The sequence below is a fragment of the Halomonas sp. McD50-4 genome (genome assembly GCF_022348135.1).
Classification (GTDB): domain Bacteria; phylum Pseudomonadota; class Gammaproteobacteria; order Pseudomonadales; family Halomonadaceae; genus Vreelandella; species Vreelandella piezotolerans.
The window spans coordinates 11672-29088 of the sequence record NZ_JAKRFG010000021.1 but is presented as its reverse complement, the minus strand read 5'-3'; the positions used below and the strand labels follow the sequence as shown (position 1 = coordinate 29088).

The window sequence follows — 17417 nt, the reverse complement described above, 5'->3', positions numbered from 1 at the left end:
TTCCGTAACGAAAGCGCCTTAACTCTAAGCCAAGCGCGTGCGAATTGATAACCACGCTTATTTCACGTATGTTCGCCGCCTATCTCGCAAACCACCCGACAAAACATTTCGGCACACTCCATGGCAAAACGTACGGCGGGTTACACCTCTAAAGGCATTGGCAGCATCACACCACTCGCCGCATTTTTAAGAGAATTCGACGATGTCCTCCCGCTTCGTCCCCTCAGTGCCCAGCCAGACGCCGTCATTGGATGGGGGTTGAAACCTACCAGCCGCCGAGCGAGGCGCTATGCCGACAAGCGCCGTCTTCCCTACGTCGCCCTGGAAGATGGTTTTTTACGCTCTTTAGGGCTTAGTAGTGCCGGTTACCAACCGCATAGTCTCGTAGTGGATTACAGCGGCATTTATTACGATGCCTCACGACCCAGCGACCTAGAGCAGTGGCTAGCGACCGCCGACTTTTCGTCGGAAGAAGTATCCAGGGCAGAACATTGCATCGCCTTACTAAAGCGTTATCGCTTATCGAAATATAACCATGCGCCGGACAAGCCTCTGAGCGCTAGTGGCGCCAGCGTGTTAGTGGTCGACCAAACGGCGGGGGATGCATCCATCGAGTATGGTGGCGCGAGCGCCGCCAGTTTTTCAGCCATGCTGGAGCACGCACTGGCCTATCACCCCCAGGCGAAAGTGCTGGTCAAAATTCATCCCGATGTGATTGCGGGTAAAAAGCAAGGGCACCTTACCAGCGCTCTTCAGCACCCGCGCTGCCAGGTGATCAGCGAAGATATCAACCCCTGGGCCCTGTTCGACCAAGTCGACGATGTCTATGTGGTGACTAGCCAGCTTGGCTTCGAAGCGCTCATGGCGGGCAAACGTGTCCACTGCTTTGGCACTCCTTTCTATGCTGGCTGGGGCCTGACCCAAGACCAACTCCCCTGCCCCCGGCGCACGCGTTCTCGTACATTGCCAGAAGTATTCGCGGCGGCCTATCTTCGCTATTGCCGTTACGCCAACCCCTATACGGGCCAGCCATCCACGCTGGAAGAGACGATATATCTCATCGCTGACCAAAAGCGTCAGCAAGAGCGGTTGAGAGGCGCATGGCTCGCTTGCGGCTTCTCCTCTTGGAAGCGACGTTTCATCAGCGATTTTCTGGGTCCTGCTGCCCGCGTTCGTTACCAAAAGAGACTCCCCCAGCAAGCCGTCGAGTCGCAACGGCTGCTGGTATGGTCGAGCCGTATCGACGGCACCTTCAAAAAGCAGCACAGCGAACTGTTGCCTCATCTTTGGCGCATGGAAGACGGTTTTATCCGCTCGGTAGGCCTGGGCGTCGACCTCACTCAACCCCTGTCGCTGGTGATAGATCGCCACGGTATTTATTACGACCCCAGTCAGCCAAGCGACCTTGAAACGCTGCTCAACGAGCATGAATTTAGCGATGACTTACTGGCCAGGGCCGCCGAATTGCGCCAGCGCCTCGTCACCCTGAAGCTATCAAAATATAACGTCCCTGGGGCGGCTGACGTTGCCTTACCCGATCATCGAACGGTCATTTTAGTGCCGGGACAAGTCGAGAGCGATGCGTCCATCGCCACCGGCTCACCGGAGATCCGCACCAATAGCGCACTGCTAAAAGCCGTGCGCCAATCTCAGCCGAACGCTTTCATCATCTACAAAGCACACCCTGATGTGATCAGCGGGGCTCGAGTGGGCAAACTCGATACTGATGCCAAACGTCTGTATGATTTGGACGCCAGCCACGTCGACATCACCGCGTTGCTAGAGCGCGTGGATGCCGTGCATACAATGAGCTCGCTGACCGGTTTTGAAGCTCTGTTGCGTCATCGTCAAGTGACGACCTATGGCCTGCCTTTTTATGCGGGTTGGGGGCTAACGCAAGACGCCCTGCGCTGCCCAAGGCGCAACCGGACGCTCACCCTGAATGCCCTCGTTGCTGGCACGCTATTGCTGTACCCCAATTACGTCGACCCCACCTCTGGTCAGCTTTGCAATGCCGAGACCGTCGTCAGCCTATTGGAGCGGGCAAAGTTACAACAATCTAATGCACAAACACCGCTACTTACATGGAAGCAGCGCCTTTATCGCTGCTATCGTAACTTGTTGATTGGAAGCCATTGAGTTGAAGCAGAAGCGCGCATTCTTATTCTTACAAGGCGTTTGCTCGCCCTTTTACCAACGCTTAGCCCGACGCCTCACCGACGACGGCCACCGCGTGGTGAAAGTTAACTTCAACGCGGGCGATCTCCTCTATTGGCAGCGCACGCACAGTCATAGCCACTTGTTTGGCGGCCCTCTGAGCGAGCTGCCCGCCTTCGTCACCTCACTATGGCAACGCTACGGCATTACCGACCAGGTCCTGTTCGGCGACCGGCGTCCCGTGCACCGCCCAGCGGTCGACCAAGCCCCGGCCGCAGGCATTCGCACCCACGTGTTTGAAGAGGGCTACTTCCGCCCCTTCTGGATCACGCTGGAACGTGAGGGAGTCAACGGCCACTCGCTGCTGCCTCGCGATCCCACCTGGTTTTATGAAACGGGCAAAGCGTTACCTGAGCTTCCCTCTCCGGTACGCTTTCGCTCATCGTTTAACATCCGCGCCATGCACGATGTGGCGTACCATGTCGCCGGGCTGGCGAACCCCCTGGTCGCACCGCGCTATCGCAACCACGCGCCCATTACCGCACCGGTGGAGTATGCGGGCTACCTAAAGCGCTTCACGCTGCTCAAACAGTGGAAAAAACGCGACGCAGCACGGATTAAACGATTGATCGGAAGCGGCAAGCCCTACTTCATGCTGCCGTTGCAGCTAAATACCGATGCGCAAATTCGTGACCACTCTCCCTACGCCAACATGGAAGAGGTCATGGACCACGTGATGGGCTCGTTTGCCGAGCATGCACCAAGCGATGCCTTGCTGTGCATCAAGAACCACCCGCTCGATATGGGACTCGTGGATTACCCCTCCATCATTCAACGTCTCTCAGACTTTTACGGCTTGGATGGGCGCATCGTGTACCTCGAGTCCGGCGATCTGAATGCGCTGATCAAGCATGCAGTGGGTACCGTCACGGTGAACAGTACCGTGGGCATCGTCTCACTGGAATCACACTGCCCCACCTTTGCGCTCAGCGACCCCATTTATAATCTGGCAGGCCTTACCTATGAAGGCTCGCTGGAGGAGTTTTGGCACCAGCCACCACCGCCCAGTGCCGAATTGTTCGGCTATTTTCGCAATACCGTGATGCATACCGCCCAGGTAAACGGCGGTTTTTACTGCCAGCCCAGTATCGATCTCGCAGTCAATAATGCTGCGCACATATTAGAAGCCTGCCCATCCCCTCTGGAGAAGCTGCTGTGAGTGTTGATGCAACGTACTCGACGAAGACACCACACACACGCTGCGTGCTGATCACCGGCGCCACAGGGGCCATCGGCGGAGCGCTCGCCAAGGCGTATGCGTCTCCCCAAACGCATCTGATTCTGCATGGACGCAACGTCAGCGCCTTAGAGCACGTGGCTAACGCCTGTCGCGAAAAAGGGGCTGACGTGTCGCTCTCCTCCATCGACCTCACCGATGATGAGGCACTAGCGCAGTGGCTCACTACGCTCAGTGCCGAGCAGTTGCCGGATATCGTGATCGCCAACGCAGGCAAGAACACACATCCTGAGCAGTTGGGGGAGCTCGAGCCCTGGGCCGATGTTCAAGCCTTGCTGAACATCAACCTCACCACCCCCATTGCCATGGCGCAGCACTTGGTACCCGCCATGCGCGCACGGGGTAGTGGCCAACTGGTATTCATTAGCTCACTGGCAGGTTGGCATGGACTACCCAGCACGCCCACGTACAGTGCCAGCAAAGCGGGCATCAAAGCGTATGGCGAAGCCTTGCGCGGCTTGCTCGCCCCCTGCGGCATCGGGGTAACGGTCGTCATGCCCGGCTACGTCACCTCCCCCATGTGCAATGCCATGCCTGGCCCCAAGCCCTTTGAGTGGCCACCCGAACGAGCCGCCAAAGTGATCATTCGTGGCATTCGCGCCAACCGTGCGCGAGTCAGCTTCCCGTTTCCGCTCAACTTCGGCACTTGGTGGCTGGCCGTCTTGCCAGCAGGCGTGTCGCAGTGGCTCATTAAACGACTGGGTTTCGATCATATAGGAGGCCGGTAAGATGCTTGACCACCTGCTCCTATCGCTTAGCCTGCCCCTCTTCATCGGGCTAGTGTTCAGCTTAGCGTTCGAAGCGCTGCTGTCTCCACGGCCTACTCCTCTCTGGCAGCGCCCGATGGCAGCCAATGTGATCCATCTCGGCAGTTGGCTACTGCTATTTGGGCTTTTCACGCTGCTGCTCCAGCGTCCCTGGTTTGCCGTGGTCTTCGTGCTGTCGCTCCAGCTCGTGGTGGTCCAGTCGAGCAATACCAAGTCCAAAACGCTCAACGAACCGTTCATCTGCCACGACTTCGAGTACTTCTGGGACGCCATCCTGCACCCACGGCTTTATGTCCCGTTTTTTGGCATTGGCCTCGCCATCGCGGCCAGCAGCGCGGGGGCCATCGCCATTGGCAGCTTTCTCTATGTGGAGCCGTCGCTGGTTAGCCAGTGGAGCACTGTGCTCTTTTTACAAAGCACCGGACTGCTCGCCGGGCTCGGGGCGGTGCTGGTAGCCGTTGGTTTACGCTCACTCGGCGCCATGTCCCTGCAACCGGTCGAGGATCTACATCGCGTAGGGCTACACGCCAGCCTTTGGGCCTATGGGGTAGCATTGATGCGCTCGTCACCGCCTGACCCTTTGGCATCCCCCTACGCGGCTGCCAGCCAGCCCAGTGCCGTCGCTTCACCAGATAGCGCCGAGCGACCCAATGTCGTCCTGGTTCAGAGCGAATCCTTTTTCGATCCGCGCCCATGGTGTCCAGAGGTTGCGCCGACGCTACTGCAACATTTCGATGCCGCCTTTTCCGAGGCCGTCGAAAAGGGCGAACTGAGCGTGCCGGCCTGGGGGGCCAATACCGTACGCACCGAATGCGCCGTGCTCACGGGGTTGGCACCCAGCGCCTGGGGTGCCCGCCAGTTCAACCCCTACCGCACGCTAAGCCGTCACCCGCTATCCAGCGTGGCGAGCGCTTTTCGCGCGCAGGGATACCGCACTATTTGCGTGCACCCCTACCCCGCTACCTTCTACATGCGCGATAACGTCATGCCGCAGTTGGGTTTCGATACGTTCATCGATATCAGCGCGTTTGACAGTAGCGACAAACACGGGCAATACATCGGTGACCAGGCCGTGGCACGAAAGGTTGGACGCCTGCTGAAAGATGACGATAATAGGCCGCTGTTTATTTTCGTGATCACCATGGAAAACCACGGCCCGCTGCATTTGGAGGCGCCTACGCAGGCACGCTTGGCGGCGACCCTACCCAACGCGACTTGGCCGCTTGCAGACCACCTGCGTGAACTCGCCGTCTATTTGCACCACTTAGGTGAAGCTGATCAAATGTTGGCGAACGTTAAAACCGCGCTAAACGAGCGCATGAGGCCTGGCATACTGGGCTGGTATGGCGACCATGTGCCTATACTGCCAGATGCCTACGGGCACTTCATGCCCCCTACGGGCAGCACCCCATACATGATATGGTCGACGCAACCAACGCCGCCCGACCAAATGCCTGCCAAGCAGCCGCCGCAGGACATAGCCGCCAACGAACTTGGCCTTCGGCTATTTAAACAAGTGTTTGGACACGATATAAGTAACGATGTGATCAAGGCAGAACCAGAACCTCAGGAGCAAGAATGACTAAACGTGTGGCCATCATCGGCGCCGCCCATCGTTTCCCCGGCACCACCCCTGAAACGTTCTGGCAAGACCTGCAAGCCGAAAAAGACCTCGTCACCCAAGTGGCCCCAGATCGCTGGAGCCACGACGCCTTCTGGCACCCAGACAAACGCCACCCCGGCACCAGCGTCACCTTCGCAGCGGGCAGCCTGGGCGATATTAGCGGGTTCGACGCAGCGTTTTTCGGCATTTCTCCCCGCGAAGCCGCCAACATGGACCCGCAGCAGCGCATGCTGCTAGAGCTCGCCTGGGAAACCATGGAAAGTGCCGGCATCGTACCCAGCACGCTGCGTGGCAGCCAGTGTGGTGTCTTCGTGGGTGTCGCCAGCCTGGACTACTCGTACCGCTTGGCGGATGACATGGCCGCCATCGATGCCTCTACCGCCACGGGTAACACCTCGAGCATCGCCTCCAACCGTCTCTCTTACGTATTCGACCTGCACGGCCCCAGCATGTCGCTGGATACCGCGTGCTCGTCCTCGATGGTGGCGTTTCACCAAGCTTGCCAATCCATTCGCAGCGGTGAAACCACGATGGCGCTGGCGGGCGGTATCAGCCTGCACTTGCACCCCTATGGCTTCATCATCTTTTCCAAAGCCAGCATGCTGTCGCCCACCGGACGCTGTCAGGTGTTCGACGAAGCGGGTAATGGCTACGTACGCTCCGAAGGCGCAGGACTTTTCCTGCTCAAAGATTACGACTTAGCCGTCGCCGACGGTGACAACATACTGGCCGTGGTCGCCGGGTCAGCCGTGAATACCGACGGTCATAAATCCGGCCTGACGGTACCCAACCCCAGCGCTCAAACCGACTTGATGCGTCGCGCCTACGAGCAAGCGGGCATCTCCCCCGATGAGATCGACTATTTAGAAGCCCACGGCACCGGCACCGCCGTTGGCGACCCCATCGAAACCCGCGCCATTGGCGAGGCCATTGGCAAGCATCGGCAAACGCCGCTGCCGATTGGTTCGGTAAAAAGTAATGTCGGCCACTTGGAAACCGCCTCGGGCGTGGCGGGGCTTGCCAAAGCGCTTTATAGCCTGCAGCACCGCGAGGTGCCCGCGACCATTGGCATTCGCAAGCTGAATCCGCGCATCAAGTTCGACGAATGGAACTTGAGCGTGGTCACCAAAGCCCAACCGCTGAAACCCAAAGGCCGTTTGGTGATTGGCATCAACTCGTTTGGCTTTGGTGGCGCCAACGCCCACGTCATTTTGGAGAGCGCACCGGAAAAAGCGGAAACGCCTCGTCAAACACCCGCTAACCCGCTGCCCATTCGCCTTAGCGCCCGCAGTGAAGCGGCCCTGACCGACAATGCGCTGGCGCTGGCCAAGCACCTGCAGGTATCCGGGCAGGATTTTTACGATATAGCCCATACGCTTTATCACCACCGTGAGCAACACAGCCACGGCGCGCTCTGCTTTGCCAGCAGCGCTGACGAAGCCGCCACGGCACTGCGCCAGTTTGCCGAAGGAGAGGCCAGCCCCGTCATGACGCTAGAGCGCCTCGCCAATGCCCGAGGCCCGGTGTTCGTCTACGACGGTAACGGCTGCCAGTGGGAAACCATGGGCCATGACCTGCTGGATACCGACGCCGACTTCACGGCCGCCATCGACCGTGTCGACGCTCTGTTCCAGCGCTACGGTCGCTTCTCTCTGCGTGACGAATTAGCAGGCCGCAACCGGTCAGAAGGCGAAGAGAGCCGCTTCGTACGCACCGAAATCGCCCAGCCCGCACTGTTTGCCCTGCAGGTAGCGCTGACCGAGTGGCTAAAAGCGCAAGGCATCACGCCAGCCGCCGTGTTTGGTCACAGCGTAGGCGAGGTAGCGGCCGCGTGGGCATCTGGCGCATTGAGCCTGGAAGACGCGGTCAAAGTGATTTATTACCGCAGTGACTATCAGGGCAAAACTCGCGGCCTAGGGGAAATGACGGCGGTGGCGATGAGTGCCGATGAGATCACTCCTTGGCTCGCCAAGCCCGAATTTGACAAGATCAGTCTGGCGGGCATCAATAGTCCCAAAGGCATTACCCTGGCGGGCGATCGCGACCAGCTCGGCGAGCTGGAAGCTGCGCTGAGTGCCGACGGCACTTTTGCCAAGCGTCTGCCGCTGGATTACGCCTTCCACAGCCCTGCCATGGATAGCATCCAGTCGGGTGTGGTCGACGCGCTGGCGGACATCGAGCCCCAAGCCACCCAGATCCCCTACGTCTCTACCGTGACCGGGGCGATCAGTGAAGGCACACAACTGGATGCCCACTACTGGTGGCTCAACATCCGCGAGCCGGTGCTCTTCGATAGCGCAGCGACCGCCCTCATCGAGCAGGGTTACAACGTCTTCGTCGAAGTCGGGGCGCACCCGATCTTACGACGCTATCTCAACGAATCGCTGCGCCAGCAAGAGCGCAGCGGCTTGGTCTTCGGCACCATCGAGCGCCACAAGCCCGGTTTAGAGGGCTTGAACCGCACCACCAGCCAACTGCTGCTCAGTGGCTTGAGCCTCGACAGCCAGCACTTTTTCCCCGTGGAAGGTCAACGCGTGCTGCTGCCACGTTACGCATGGCAGCGCACCCAGCTCTGGGTCCAGGGCACCCACGATGGCCAAGGCCTGCTGGCGCGCTATTACCAGCACCCGTTGCTTGGCTACCCGCTGGCCCAGCAAGAGCACACTTGGGAGAGCCAATTAGACACCAAGCGACAGCCTTGGCTGGCCGACCATGTGGTGGGTGAAGGGGCCGTCTTCCCCGGCGCGGGCTTCGTCGAGCTGGCGCTGGCCGCCGCGCTACAACAGAAAGAGACGCCGGTTCTCGATATCGAAGAGCTGGAGATTCGCGCACCGCTGCTGCTGGACGGGCCCAATGGCCGTACCATGCGTCTCACCCTCGACCCCGATGATGGACGTCTGGCCATCCACTCCCGAGAGCCCGCCACGGGAAGCGAGTGGCAGCTCAATGCCGTGGCACGCCGGATGCGCGAAAGCCGCGGTTTCCTGCTCAACCGCAGGGCGCCAGCGCTACCCAAACGTGATGCTGACTACACTCTGGACGAGCATCTGCACATGGCCGAACGCATTGGCCTGCACTATGGCCCAGCGTTTCAGGCGATTCAACGTGGCTGGATCGAGGGCGATAGCATCATTGGAGAAATCGCCCTCTCAGAGGCGGTGACGGCTCAGTTAAACACGCTACACGTGCATCCGGGAATTCTGGATAGCGCTTTCCAAATGTTCATTCCGCTGCTGGCACAGCACAGTGAATTCGCCGCCCAACTCGCCTTCGTACCGGTGCGCGTCGGTCGTATCCAAGTCAATGCCGAGGCAGGCGCGCCCGTGTTGGCGCGTGCGGTCATGGGCAAACGCGCGCCGCACTCTTTCACGGCGGACTTCGAGCTTTACGATGCCCAAGGGCGCGCCGTGGCGGTGCTGAGCCAAACACGCTTCAAGGCCATTCGACTCAACCGTGCGCACCACCAACACTTTAGCTATTTAGACGTGGAGCTCACGCCCGCTCCGCTGAAAGCCGCCGCGCTACCGCTTCCCGCAGACGCGCTGACGCGCCTGATGGGCTTGAGCGATGCTTACACCGCCAGCACTGGCCAGCGCTATGCGCAAGAAGTTGCCCCCCTGCTCGATAGCCTTAGCGAGGCCTTCGTCCAGCAGGCTAATGGCGGCGATGACGACGCATCCCCAGCTCCAGAGACCATTTGGCAGCTCTTAGTGCAGGAGTATCCCGACTACTTCGCGCCCATTCACCTCGTCGGCCGCTTGGGCCTGCACCGTGAACCGCTACTCAATGGCCGTGATACGCTGGAAAGCCTGGGCATCACTGCCGAGCATTTGGCCGGCATCAATCGTGTCCTGGTGGGTGAAAGCGGTTGGCAAGTTCTGGCCCATGAGCTAGGTGCGCTGATGGAGGCCTCTCTGGCCACCCTGCCAGATGGCCAACGCCTCAATCTACTGGAAGCAGGCCCCTGCGCGCCCGCGTTGGGCCAGCGCTTGCTGGAACAGCTTGCCCACGGCGCCCCAGGTACGAACGACCGTTATCGCTACCGCGCGCTCACCACGAGCGACACGGCGCGCCACCAGGCGGAACAGTTGCAAGAGCGCTACCCGCTGATGGACATTCAGCCATTAGACGAGGCGCTACCGGCGCTGACAGCCGTGCAAAAGGCACAGCTTGCGTTTGTCAGCGCAGATGTCACCCAACCCGAACGCACACGCCAACTGATCGACGCCCTGCCCGCGCAATTGGCGCCCGGCGCGCAAATCATGGTGATTGGCCTTCATCCCAGCCGTTGGCTGGACGACCTGCTGGCAACGCCGGGCATCGACCAAGCGGCGCTCGAACAGAGCACGCTGATCGAGTGGCTGAGCCACCAGGGGCTGAGCGTTTCCGCGCCTATCGAACTAGAGGAAGCGGGCGCTTACTTGCTGCATGCGCAACACCCAGAGCTTGGTGACACCGACGCGCAGGTAGCCAGAGCGCAGACCCTATTGATAGCCGATGCATCACGAGAAGCGCTTGCTGCAGAGCTGGCGGAGCATCTAAGCCACCACATGGGCCACCGCGTATGGCTTCGGATCAGCGACGCAGCGCCGCAAACGCTACTCAATGAAGCGCTGGCCGACCTCACCGACACACCTGTAGCACTGAACGTGCTCGATCTGCGTGAGCTAGGCAGCACGTCCACCGAGGCACAAACGCAGCGCTGTTTCGCCGCGCAGCAGTGGTCGTTGGCGCTGGAAGCGAGCGGCCTGGACGCGCAAGGCTGCCATGTGACCTTATGGCTGACCACTCAAGGCTACCAGCGTGCCGACGACGCCGCGCTATGGGGCTTTGGCCGCTCGCTGGCCAACGAGGCCGTGGGCCACAGCGTTACCCTCGTTGACTTGCCAGATGCCCCCAGTGAGTCTGCGCTCGCCACCTTCGCGGCCTCTATCGCGGAACCGGATAGCGAAAACGAGCTGGTGCTGACGCAAGAAGGCACCCGCTTTGCCACGCGCCTGCGTACCCTGCCCGCGCCGCACCCGCATACCGCCAGCAACCCCGCACCTCGCCAAGCCATGACGCTCGGCTTCGCCCTACCCGGCCAATTGCGCCAGCTACAGTGGCGGCCTCGCCAGTTGCCCGAGCTTGGCGCTGACGACGTCGAGGTACGCGTCAAAGCGACCGGCCTCAACTTCCGCGATGTCATGTATACCCTGGGCTTGCTGTCGGATGAAGCCATCGAGAACGGCTTTGCTGGCCCCACCCTTGGCCTCGAGTTTTCCGGTGAAGTGGTGGCCGTGGGCAGCAACGTTCACCACCTAACGCCCGGCCAAGGCGTCGTGGGGTTTGGTCCCGCCAGCTTCAGCGACCGCCTGATGGCCAGCCAGCACGCCGTGGCGCCCCTGCCGGAAGGCGTCAGCTACGCCGCTTCCGCCACCATCCCGACGACCTTCTTTACCGTGTACTACGCGCTAAAACACTTGGCACGTTTAGAACCCGGCGAAAAAGTGCTGATTCACGGCGCTGCTGGCGGTGTGGGCATTGCCGCGCTACAAATCGCCCAGTGGATGGGGGCCGAGATTTACGCCACGGTGGGCTCGGAAGAGAAGCGTGATTTCCTCCGCCTAATGGGCGAAGAGCGCCTGTACGACTCCCGCTCGCTCACCTTCGCAGAAGAGATCCTCGAAGATACCCAGGGTGAGGGCGTCGATGTCGTCCTCAACTCCCTGGCCGGTGAGGCCATCAACCAGAACCTGCGCGCTTTACGCCCGTTCGGGCGCTTCCTGGAGCTTGGCAAGCGCGACTTCTACGAAAATACCCATATCGGTCTACGGCCGTTCCGCAACAATCTGAGCTACTTCGGCATCGACTCCGACCAGCTGATGAAAGTGCAGCCGGCCCTCACTCATCGCCTGTTCGGCGAAATGATGGCACTGTTCAACGACGGCACGCTGAGCCCGCTGCCGTTTACCGCCTTCAGCCACAGCCAGGTCATCGATGCCTTCCGCTACATGCAGCAGGCGCGCCAGATCGGCAAGGTCGTCGTCACCTACGAGCAGCCCATTGCCCCACCGCGCCAGGAGCAGCTAGGCACCGCCAGCATGCAGCTACCCAGCGATGCCAGCTACCTGGTGACCGGCGGCCTGGGTGGCTTTGGCCTAAAAACCGCACAATGGCTGGTCGATAAGGGCGCACGCGAGCTGATTCTACTCAGCCGCAGCGGCCCGGCCAGTGAAGAAGCGCAAGCAGCCGTGGCTAACTTCGAAGCGCAAGGTGTGAACGTGCTGGCGGCGGCGTGCGACATTACCGACCGCGATGCCCTGGCACAGGTGTTCGAGCGCGCCAAACGCGAGCTCAGCCCGCTGCGCGGTATCGTGCATGCCGCCACGGTCATCGATGACGGCCTGATTCGCAACCTGGATGCCGAGCGGATTCAAAACGTGCTCTCACCGAAGATCGACGGTGCCAAGCACTTAGAGGCGCTGACGGCCAACGACACCCTCGACTTCTTCGTGCTCTACTCATCGGCCACCACCCTGTTCGGTAACCCTGGCCAAGCCAACTATGTGGCCGCCAACCACTGGCTCGAAGCGTTCGCGGCCCGCCGCCGGGCCCAAGGTCTACCGGCCACCTGCGTGCGTTGGGGCGCCATCGACGACGTTGGCTTCTTGGCGCGCAATACCCGCACCCGCGACGCACTGCAAGAGCGCCTGGGCGGCTCGGCACTACGCTCAGACGACGCCCTCAAGGTGCTCGAACAAATGCTGCTGACGCCTGGGCCAAGCCTGGGTGTGCTAGAGCTCGAGTGGGGTGCGCTGGCGCGCTTCCTGCCCACCTCCAGCGTGCCGCGCTTCGATGAGATTGCGCGGGCCAGCGATGACGACGGTAGCCTGGATAGCGACGACGACATCAGCGCGCTGCTGGCAGATCTCTCGCCCGAAGAGCTGCACAGCACGATCACCGAGTTGCTGCGCGCCGAACTGGCCAGCATTCTGCTCATCGATGAAGAAAAAATCGACGTGAATCGCTCGGTCTACGACATGGGCTTCGATTCGCTCATGGGGGTCGAGCTAATGACGGCCATCGAGAACCGTTTAGGCGTCCAAGTACCGGTGATGGTGCTCAGCGAAGCGTCGACGCTCGACAAGCTCGCGGGCGTGCTGATTCAGAAACTGCACCAGCACGATGAGGATGTTGAAGAGTCGCCACAAGATGCGTTAGCCTCCCTGGCCGCCCGCCACGGTGCGGATGGCATCAACAGCGAGCCCGCATCCTCCCCTGCGACCGAGACACCATGACCGCCAAGCGTTCTGAGTTAAAACGCCAGCTTCTGGAAAAAGCGCGCCAGCGCCCCACCGCCAGAGCCGCCGCTCCCTCTGCCCCCAGCGCCCAAGGCGCGGGGGCAGCCCGTTCCGTGCCCGAGCGCTTTACGCGCTTCGATGCGCACCCAGGCTATCAGCAGCTCATGATGATGCGCCAAGGCGCTGAGCAGCTCGGCCTGGAGGTGCCCTTCTTCAAGGTACATGAGGGCCTGGCGGGGGCCACGAGCGTGATGAATGGCCGCACCTGCATCAACTTTGCCAGCTATAACTACTTGGGTTACTCCGGCGACCCCCGTGTGGTGCAAGCCGCTAGCGAGGCAGCCGCTCATTACGGGACGTCCGTCTCGGCGAGCCGCGTCGTTTCTGGGGAACGCCCTATCCACGGCGAGCTCGAACGCGCCATTGCCAGCGCTTACGCCGTTGAAGACGCCGTCGCGTTCGTTAGCGGCCACGCAACCAACGTCTCCACGCTGGGCTATCTGCTCGGCCCCAAAGACCTCATCCTACACGACGAGTACATCCACAATAGCTCGTTGGTGGGCGCGCAGCTCTCGGGCGCCAAACGCATGTCGTTTAGCCACAACGACCCGGACGCTTTGGAAGCATTGCTTGTCCAGCACCGCCATCAATTCGAGCGCGTCCTGGTCGTGATCGAAGGGCTTTACAGCATGGACGGCGACATACCCGACCTGCCGCGCTTCATTGCCCTTAAACAGCGCCATCAAGCCTGGCTCATGGTGGATGAAGCCCACTCCTTCGGCGTGATGGGCAAAACCGGCTTGGGCCTGCGGGAACACTTTGCCATCGACCCCACCGATGTCGATATCTGGATGGGCACCATGAGCAAAACGCTCTCCGGCTGCGGTGGCTACATCGCGGGTAGCACCGCGTTAGTCGAGACGCTGCGCTACTTCGCACCGGGCTTTTTGTACAGCGTTGGTATGCCCGCCCAAGTGGCCGCCCCTTCGCTCAAAGTGTTGGAGCTGATGCCCCAAGAACCCGAGCGCGTCGCCAAACTGCAGGCCATCTCCCGCTACTTCCTCGAGCAAGCCCAAGCCCGAGGCATGGATACCGGCCACAGCATCGGCTCCGCCGTGGTTCCCGTCATCGTTGGTAGCTCGCCACTGGCAGCGCACCTCTCCAACGCACTGCTCGCGCGAGACATCAACGTACAGCCCATCCTGTACCCCGCCGTGCCGGAAAAAAGCGCCCGCCTGCGCTTCTTCCTCTCCTGCGAACACACCCAAGCGCACATCGACGAGACGCTAGAGGTACTGGAGAAGCTGTTAGCCGAAGGAATGTGAGTGGTGGTGAGTGGTGAGTGGTGAATGGTGAATGGTGAATGGTGAATGGTGAATGGTGAATGGTGAATGGTGAATGGTGAATGGTGAATGGTGAATGCCAATACTGTAGCGCGGCGTAACGAAAGAGCGAGAGCAACGAGCGATAGAGGCACCCGCGGGGGCGGCGATAGCCGCCTGGAAGGTGGCACGTTAACCTGAAGAACCACCTGGGCAATAGGAAGGTAGCAACATGGCAGAAGAAACCATCGAGACCAGCACTGCCCACTGGTACGTCATTCAATGCAAAGGCAGCGAATCCTTCCGCGCCGCCGAACACCTCGTCAATCAAGGCTATGAGGTGTTCCACCCGGTCCTCGATGTCAAACGCAAACGGCAAGGCAAGCTCACTACCGTCACCGAGCCGCTATTTCCCTACTACCTGTTCATCCGTTTAGACCAGGTCGTCAGCAACTGGCGGCCCATCCGCTCTACGCGTGGCGTCCTGCGCCTGCTCACCTTTGGCAACACGCCCATCGCCGTACCCGACGCCCTCGTCGACACCCTGCGTGCCCAGCCCCATCGCCAAGAAGGCAGCCACAGTTACTTCACCGCTGGCGAAAAAGTCACCATCACCGACGGCCCCTTCAAAGACCTAGAAGCCATCTTCACCCGCTGCAAAGGCGAAGAACGCGCCATCGTATTGCTCAACGTTCTTCAACGTCCGCAACACGTAGAACTACCGGTTGAAAGCTTGGAAAAGCGGTGACAAGCGACGCGAAACGAATACTGAGTTCCGGACTAACGTCTATGCAAGGCTAGCGGGCGGTCGCAAAATAGCGCCGCACCATCTTTCGGTACCAAAAAAGCCGTAAAATGTTGATCACACCCAGCACGAAAGGCACGGCATAAATAATGAAGACCCACTCCTGTGCTTGGGGCATTAAACGCACGATGCTAAACACGAGCAACACGAGTAAAAACACCACCATATTGAATATCAATGACAACCGCTCGTAGCCGCAAAAATTAATCAACACCGACTCAATCACACCAAGTTGCCCGCTGGCCACGTTAAACGCAAACGCCGCCACGAAAAACAGCACCAGCCCCACATCATTGACCGCGCCTGAAAAATAAAAATACGCGATGATCGTCAGCGATAACGCAGGTACCAAAACAGCCACCAAGGTATAGATTTTTTTACGAAGCGGCACCACCACCGAACGCGCATAATCCCGCACCATGACCATCTTGGAAAGCGCAGCGGCACTATTATTGATCAACCCTCTAGGCAAGGCTGACATTGCGCTAAACACCGCCGCGCAGAGCGAGGCCACGATAGCCACGTCACTACCACCGAGCGCGATAAATAGAGAGGGCAAAATAAAACCAACGCCGCTACTGGCCGCGTTGGAAAAACCCACGACCAAACTCGACACCAAGTCCTTGGGCGACAGAAAAGCGACATGACGATAAAAATGAGGGTCACTCTCGCTGGCAATCAATACACCTACGAATGTTACGAAAGCGAAGGCGTATGAGAGGGACAACACGTTCAACAACTGCCCTGCATCGAGCCGCCCCACCATGGCGTATAACGCCAACATCATGAGAATAAAAAGAAGCCCAATCACGCCATCATAAAAAAACAGCGTCCAAAACTGCCGTCTAAAAACAAGATAATTGCGAAAAACCTGATACAGAGACGTCATCAAAATCAGACAGAACACTTCCCACCCATCTGGAACGGGAACGGCCAACGAGGCGACAAGCAGCGCGACTGCTGACACACCCCCACCGACCACCACACACGATGCCCCATAGCGCAGCAGTATCGCCAAGCGCTCATCCTCGGCCATACGCTTCATTAGGATCGTCGCAAAACCAACCCCTGACACCATGACGAAAAAGGCCGCCAGGGTGTACTGAGTAGAAAAAAACACCATGCTGTCTGGGGCAAGAAAGAATCCCGCAATCCCCAACACAAAAATACGAAAGCCACCAGGAACGGCAGCCGTAATAAAAGGCAACAGCCTTTCCAATGAACGACGAAGGGTCATGAACAGCCGTCCTTTCTAGACTGAAGCTGACGAACACATCCTCTTATCACTCGCGCAATCGAAAAGAGTTTTCGCCTCGCCGGTGTTTGGCGCTCACCTTCTAGTGAGCTATCCAGTTTGATGAAATCCTCCCACACCAATAACGGTCTTACTTCTTGGACCTTAACGCCCTTCGTTTCAAAATAAGGCCAGTCATCCAGCACACACTGGATCGCTGCCGTAGCCGCTAACAATTTAGCCGCGCCCGCTGGAGTCACGACATACCCTACCGCTCCGGAGGGCCATGTTTTAAAACCTCTGCCAAGTTTAAAGGGCCCCATGGGCGTCCAACGCTTTAACGGCTCAAGAAAGTGGTACAGCGTTTTCCGGCGGTGATCTTTTTTAGAGTGACCTAGCAACACCACATCGAACCGAGCGGAGACACCGTCCAGGCGGTCTAAGAATCGACAAAGCTCATCTTCAATGAGCGCATCGTCTTCAAAAATGACACCTGGCTTTCCAGCCTCCACCACCTGCTGCCAGATTCTTCGATGGCTTAAAAAACAGCTCACTTCGCCTTGAGTAAGCATCCGGCCATACCGCGATTGAATAGCCTCACGTTCGATGGGCAGATCGGCATGCTCGATCCTTCCCAGGACCGTGGCATCGATGTACTCAAACGAGATATCAAGCCGAGACAGTTGACGCTCGATAGAGGCCATCCTTGTCTCATCTCTCATGGTCAGTACAAAAACGCCAAACGGCTCAATGCTCACACGTCTGCTCCTTGAATCAATAGGGCTCGTTAAGGTGGGGGAAAAAGTAGTTCATATTGTCCCCTAACCTACGTCAGCCTGGCTACTCAGCATTGGCATTACGGCTGTAAAGATGCATCGTCTTCTCGACGACGGTAGGCTATGGGTATTCATCACTGCAAGGAAGCAGC

General features: G+C 59.3%; 9 protein-coding genes. 7 read left to right on the top strand and 2 right to left on the bottom strand.

Annotated elements, in window-relative coordinates; translation table 11 throughout:
* The first annotated feature begins 120 nt into the window (after nt 1-120).
* The 7 genes from MHM85_RS17655 (at nt 121) to rfaH (ending at nt 15198) form a co-directional block, all read left to right on the top strand.
* Nucleotides 121-2139, top strand: coding sequence for a capsular polysaccharide biosynthesis protein (locus MHM85_RS17655; protein ID WP_239286551.1), 2019 nt, complete (start codon nt 121-123; stop codon nt 2137-2139).
* A gap of 1 nt (nt 2140) precedes the next feature.
* Nucleotides 2141-3376, top strand: a complete 1236-nt coding sequence (locus MHM85_RS17650) for a capsular biosynthesis protein (protein ID WP_239286550.1) — start codon at nt 2141-2143, stop codon at nt 3374-3376.
* Complete coding sequence (locus MHM85_RS17645) at nt 3373-4182, top strand: SDR family NAD(P)-dependent oxidoreductase (protein WP_239286549.1); 810 nt, start codon at nt 3373-3375, stop codon at nt 4180-4182. The genes MHM85_RS17650 and MHM85_RS17645 overlap by 4 nt, the downstream gene beginning before the upstream one ends.
* 1 nt (nt 4183) lies before the next feature.
* The gene (locus MHM85_RS17640; RefSeq protein ID WP_239286548.1) at nt 4184-5803 is read left to right on the top strand and encodes an LTA synthase family protein; all 1620 of its coding nucleotides are present in this window, start codon (nt 4184-4186) and stop codon (nt 5801-5803) included.
* A complete protein-coding gene (locus MHM85_RS17635; RefSeq protein WP_239286547.1) occupies nt 5800-13125 on the top strand; it encodes a type I polyketide synthase in 7326 nt (2441 codons plus the stop codon). Before MHM85_RS17640 ends, MHM85_RS17635 begins: the two co-directional genes overlap by 4 nt.
* Nucleotides 13122-14453 carry an aminotransferase class I/II-fold pyridoxal phosphate-dependent enzyme gene (locus tag MHM85_RS17630; RefSeq protein ID WP_239286546.1) on the top strand — a complete coding sequence of 444 codons (1332 nt, stop codon included), beginning with the start codon at nt 13122-13124 and terminating at the stop codon, nt 14451-14453. Before MHM85_RS17635 ends, MHM85_RS17630 begins: the two co-directional genes overlap by 4 nt.
* A 229-nt stretch (nt 14454-14682) precedes the next feature.
* Complete coding sequence (rfaH, locus tag MHM85_RS17625) at nt 14683-15198, top strand: transcription/translation regulatory transformer protein RfaH (protein WP_074210406.1); 516 nt, start codon at nt 14683-14685, stop codon at nt 15196-15198.
* A 49-nt stretch (nt 15199-15247) separates the two neighbouring features.
* Here the strand turns inward: rfaH and MHM85_RS17620 are convergent, their stop codons facing one another.
* The gene (locus tag MHM85_RS17620) at nt 15248-16492 is read right to left on the bottom strand and encodes a hypothetical protein (protein WP_239286545.1); all 1245 of its coding nucleotides are present in this window, start codon (nt 16490-16492) and stop codon (nt 15248-15250) included.
* A complete protein-coding gene (locus MHM85_RS17615) occupies nt 16489-17247 on the bottom strand; it encodes a glycosyltransferase family 25 protein (protein WP_239286544.1) in 759 nt (252 codons plus the stop codon). Before MHM85_RS17615 ends, MHM85_RS17620 begins: the two co-directional genes overlap by 4 nt.
* Nucleotides 17248-17417: the final 170 nt, after the last annotated feature.

Coding starts and splice junctions, on each gene's coding strand:
- MHM85_RS17620 (WP_239286545.1), bottom strand. CDS start 16,492: ATGACCCTTCGTCGTTCATTGGAAAGGCTGTTGCCTTTTATTACGGCT.
- MHM85_RS17655 (WP_239286551.1), top strand. CDS start 121: ATGGCAAAACGTACGGCGGGTTACACCTCTAAAGGCATTGGCAGCATC.
- rfaH (WP_074210406.1), top strand. CDS start 14,683: ATGGCAGAAGAAACCATCGAGACCAGCACTGCCCACTGGTACGTCATT.
- MHM85_RS17635 (WP_239286547.1), top strand. CDS start 5,800: ATGACTAAACGTGTGGCCATCATCGGCGCCGCCCATCGTTTCCCCGGC.
- MHM85_RS17640 (WP_239286548.1), top strand. CDS start 4,184: ATGCTTGACCACCTGCTCCTATCGCTTAGCCTGCCCCTCTTCATCGGG.
- MHM85_RS17630 (WP_239286546.1), top strand. CDS start 13,122: ATGACCGCCAAGCGTTCTGAGTTAAAACGCCAGCTTCTGGAAAAAGCG.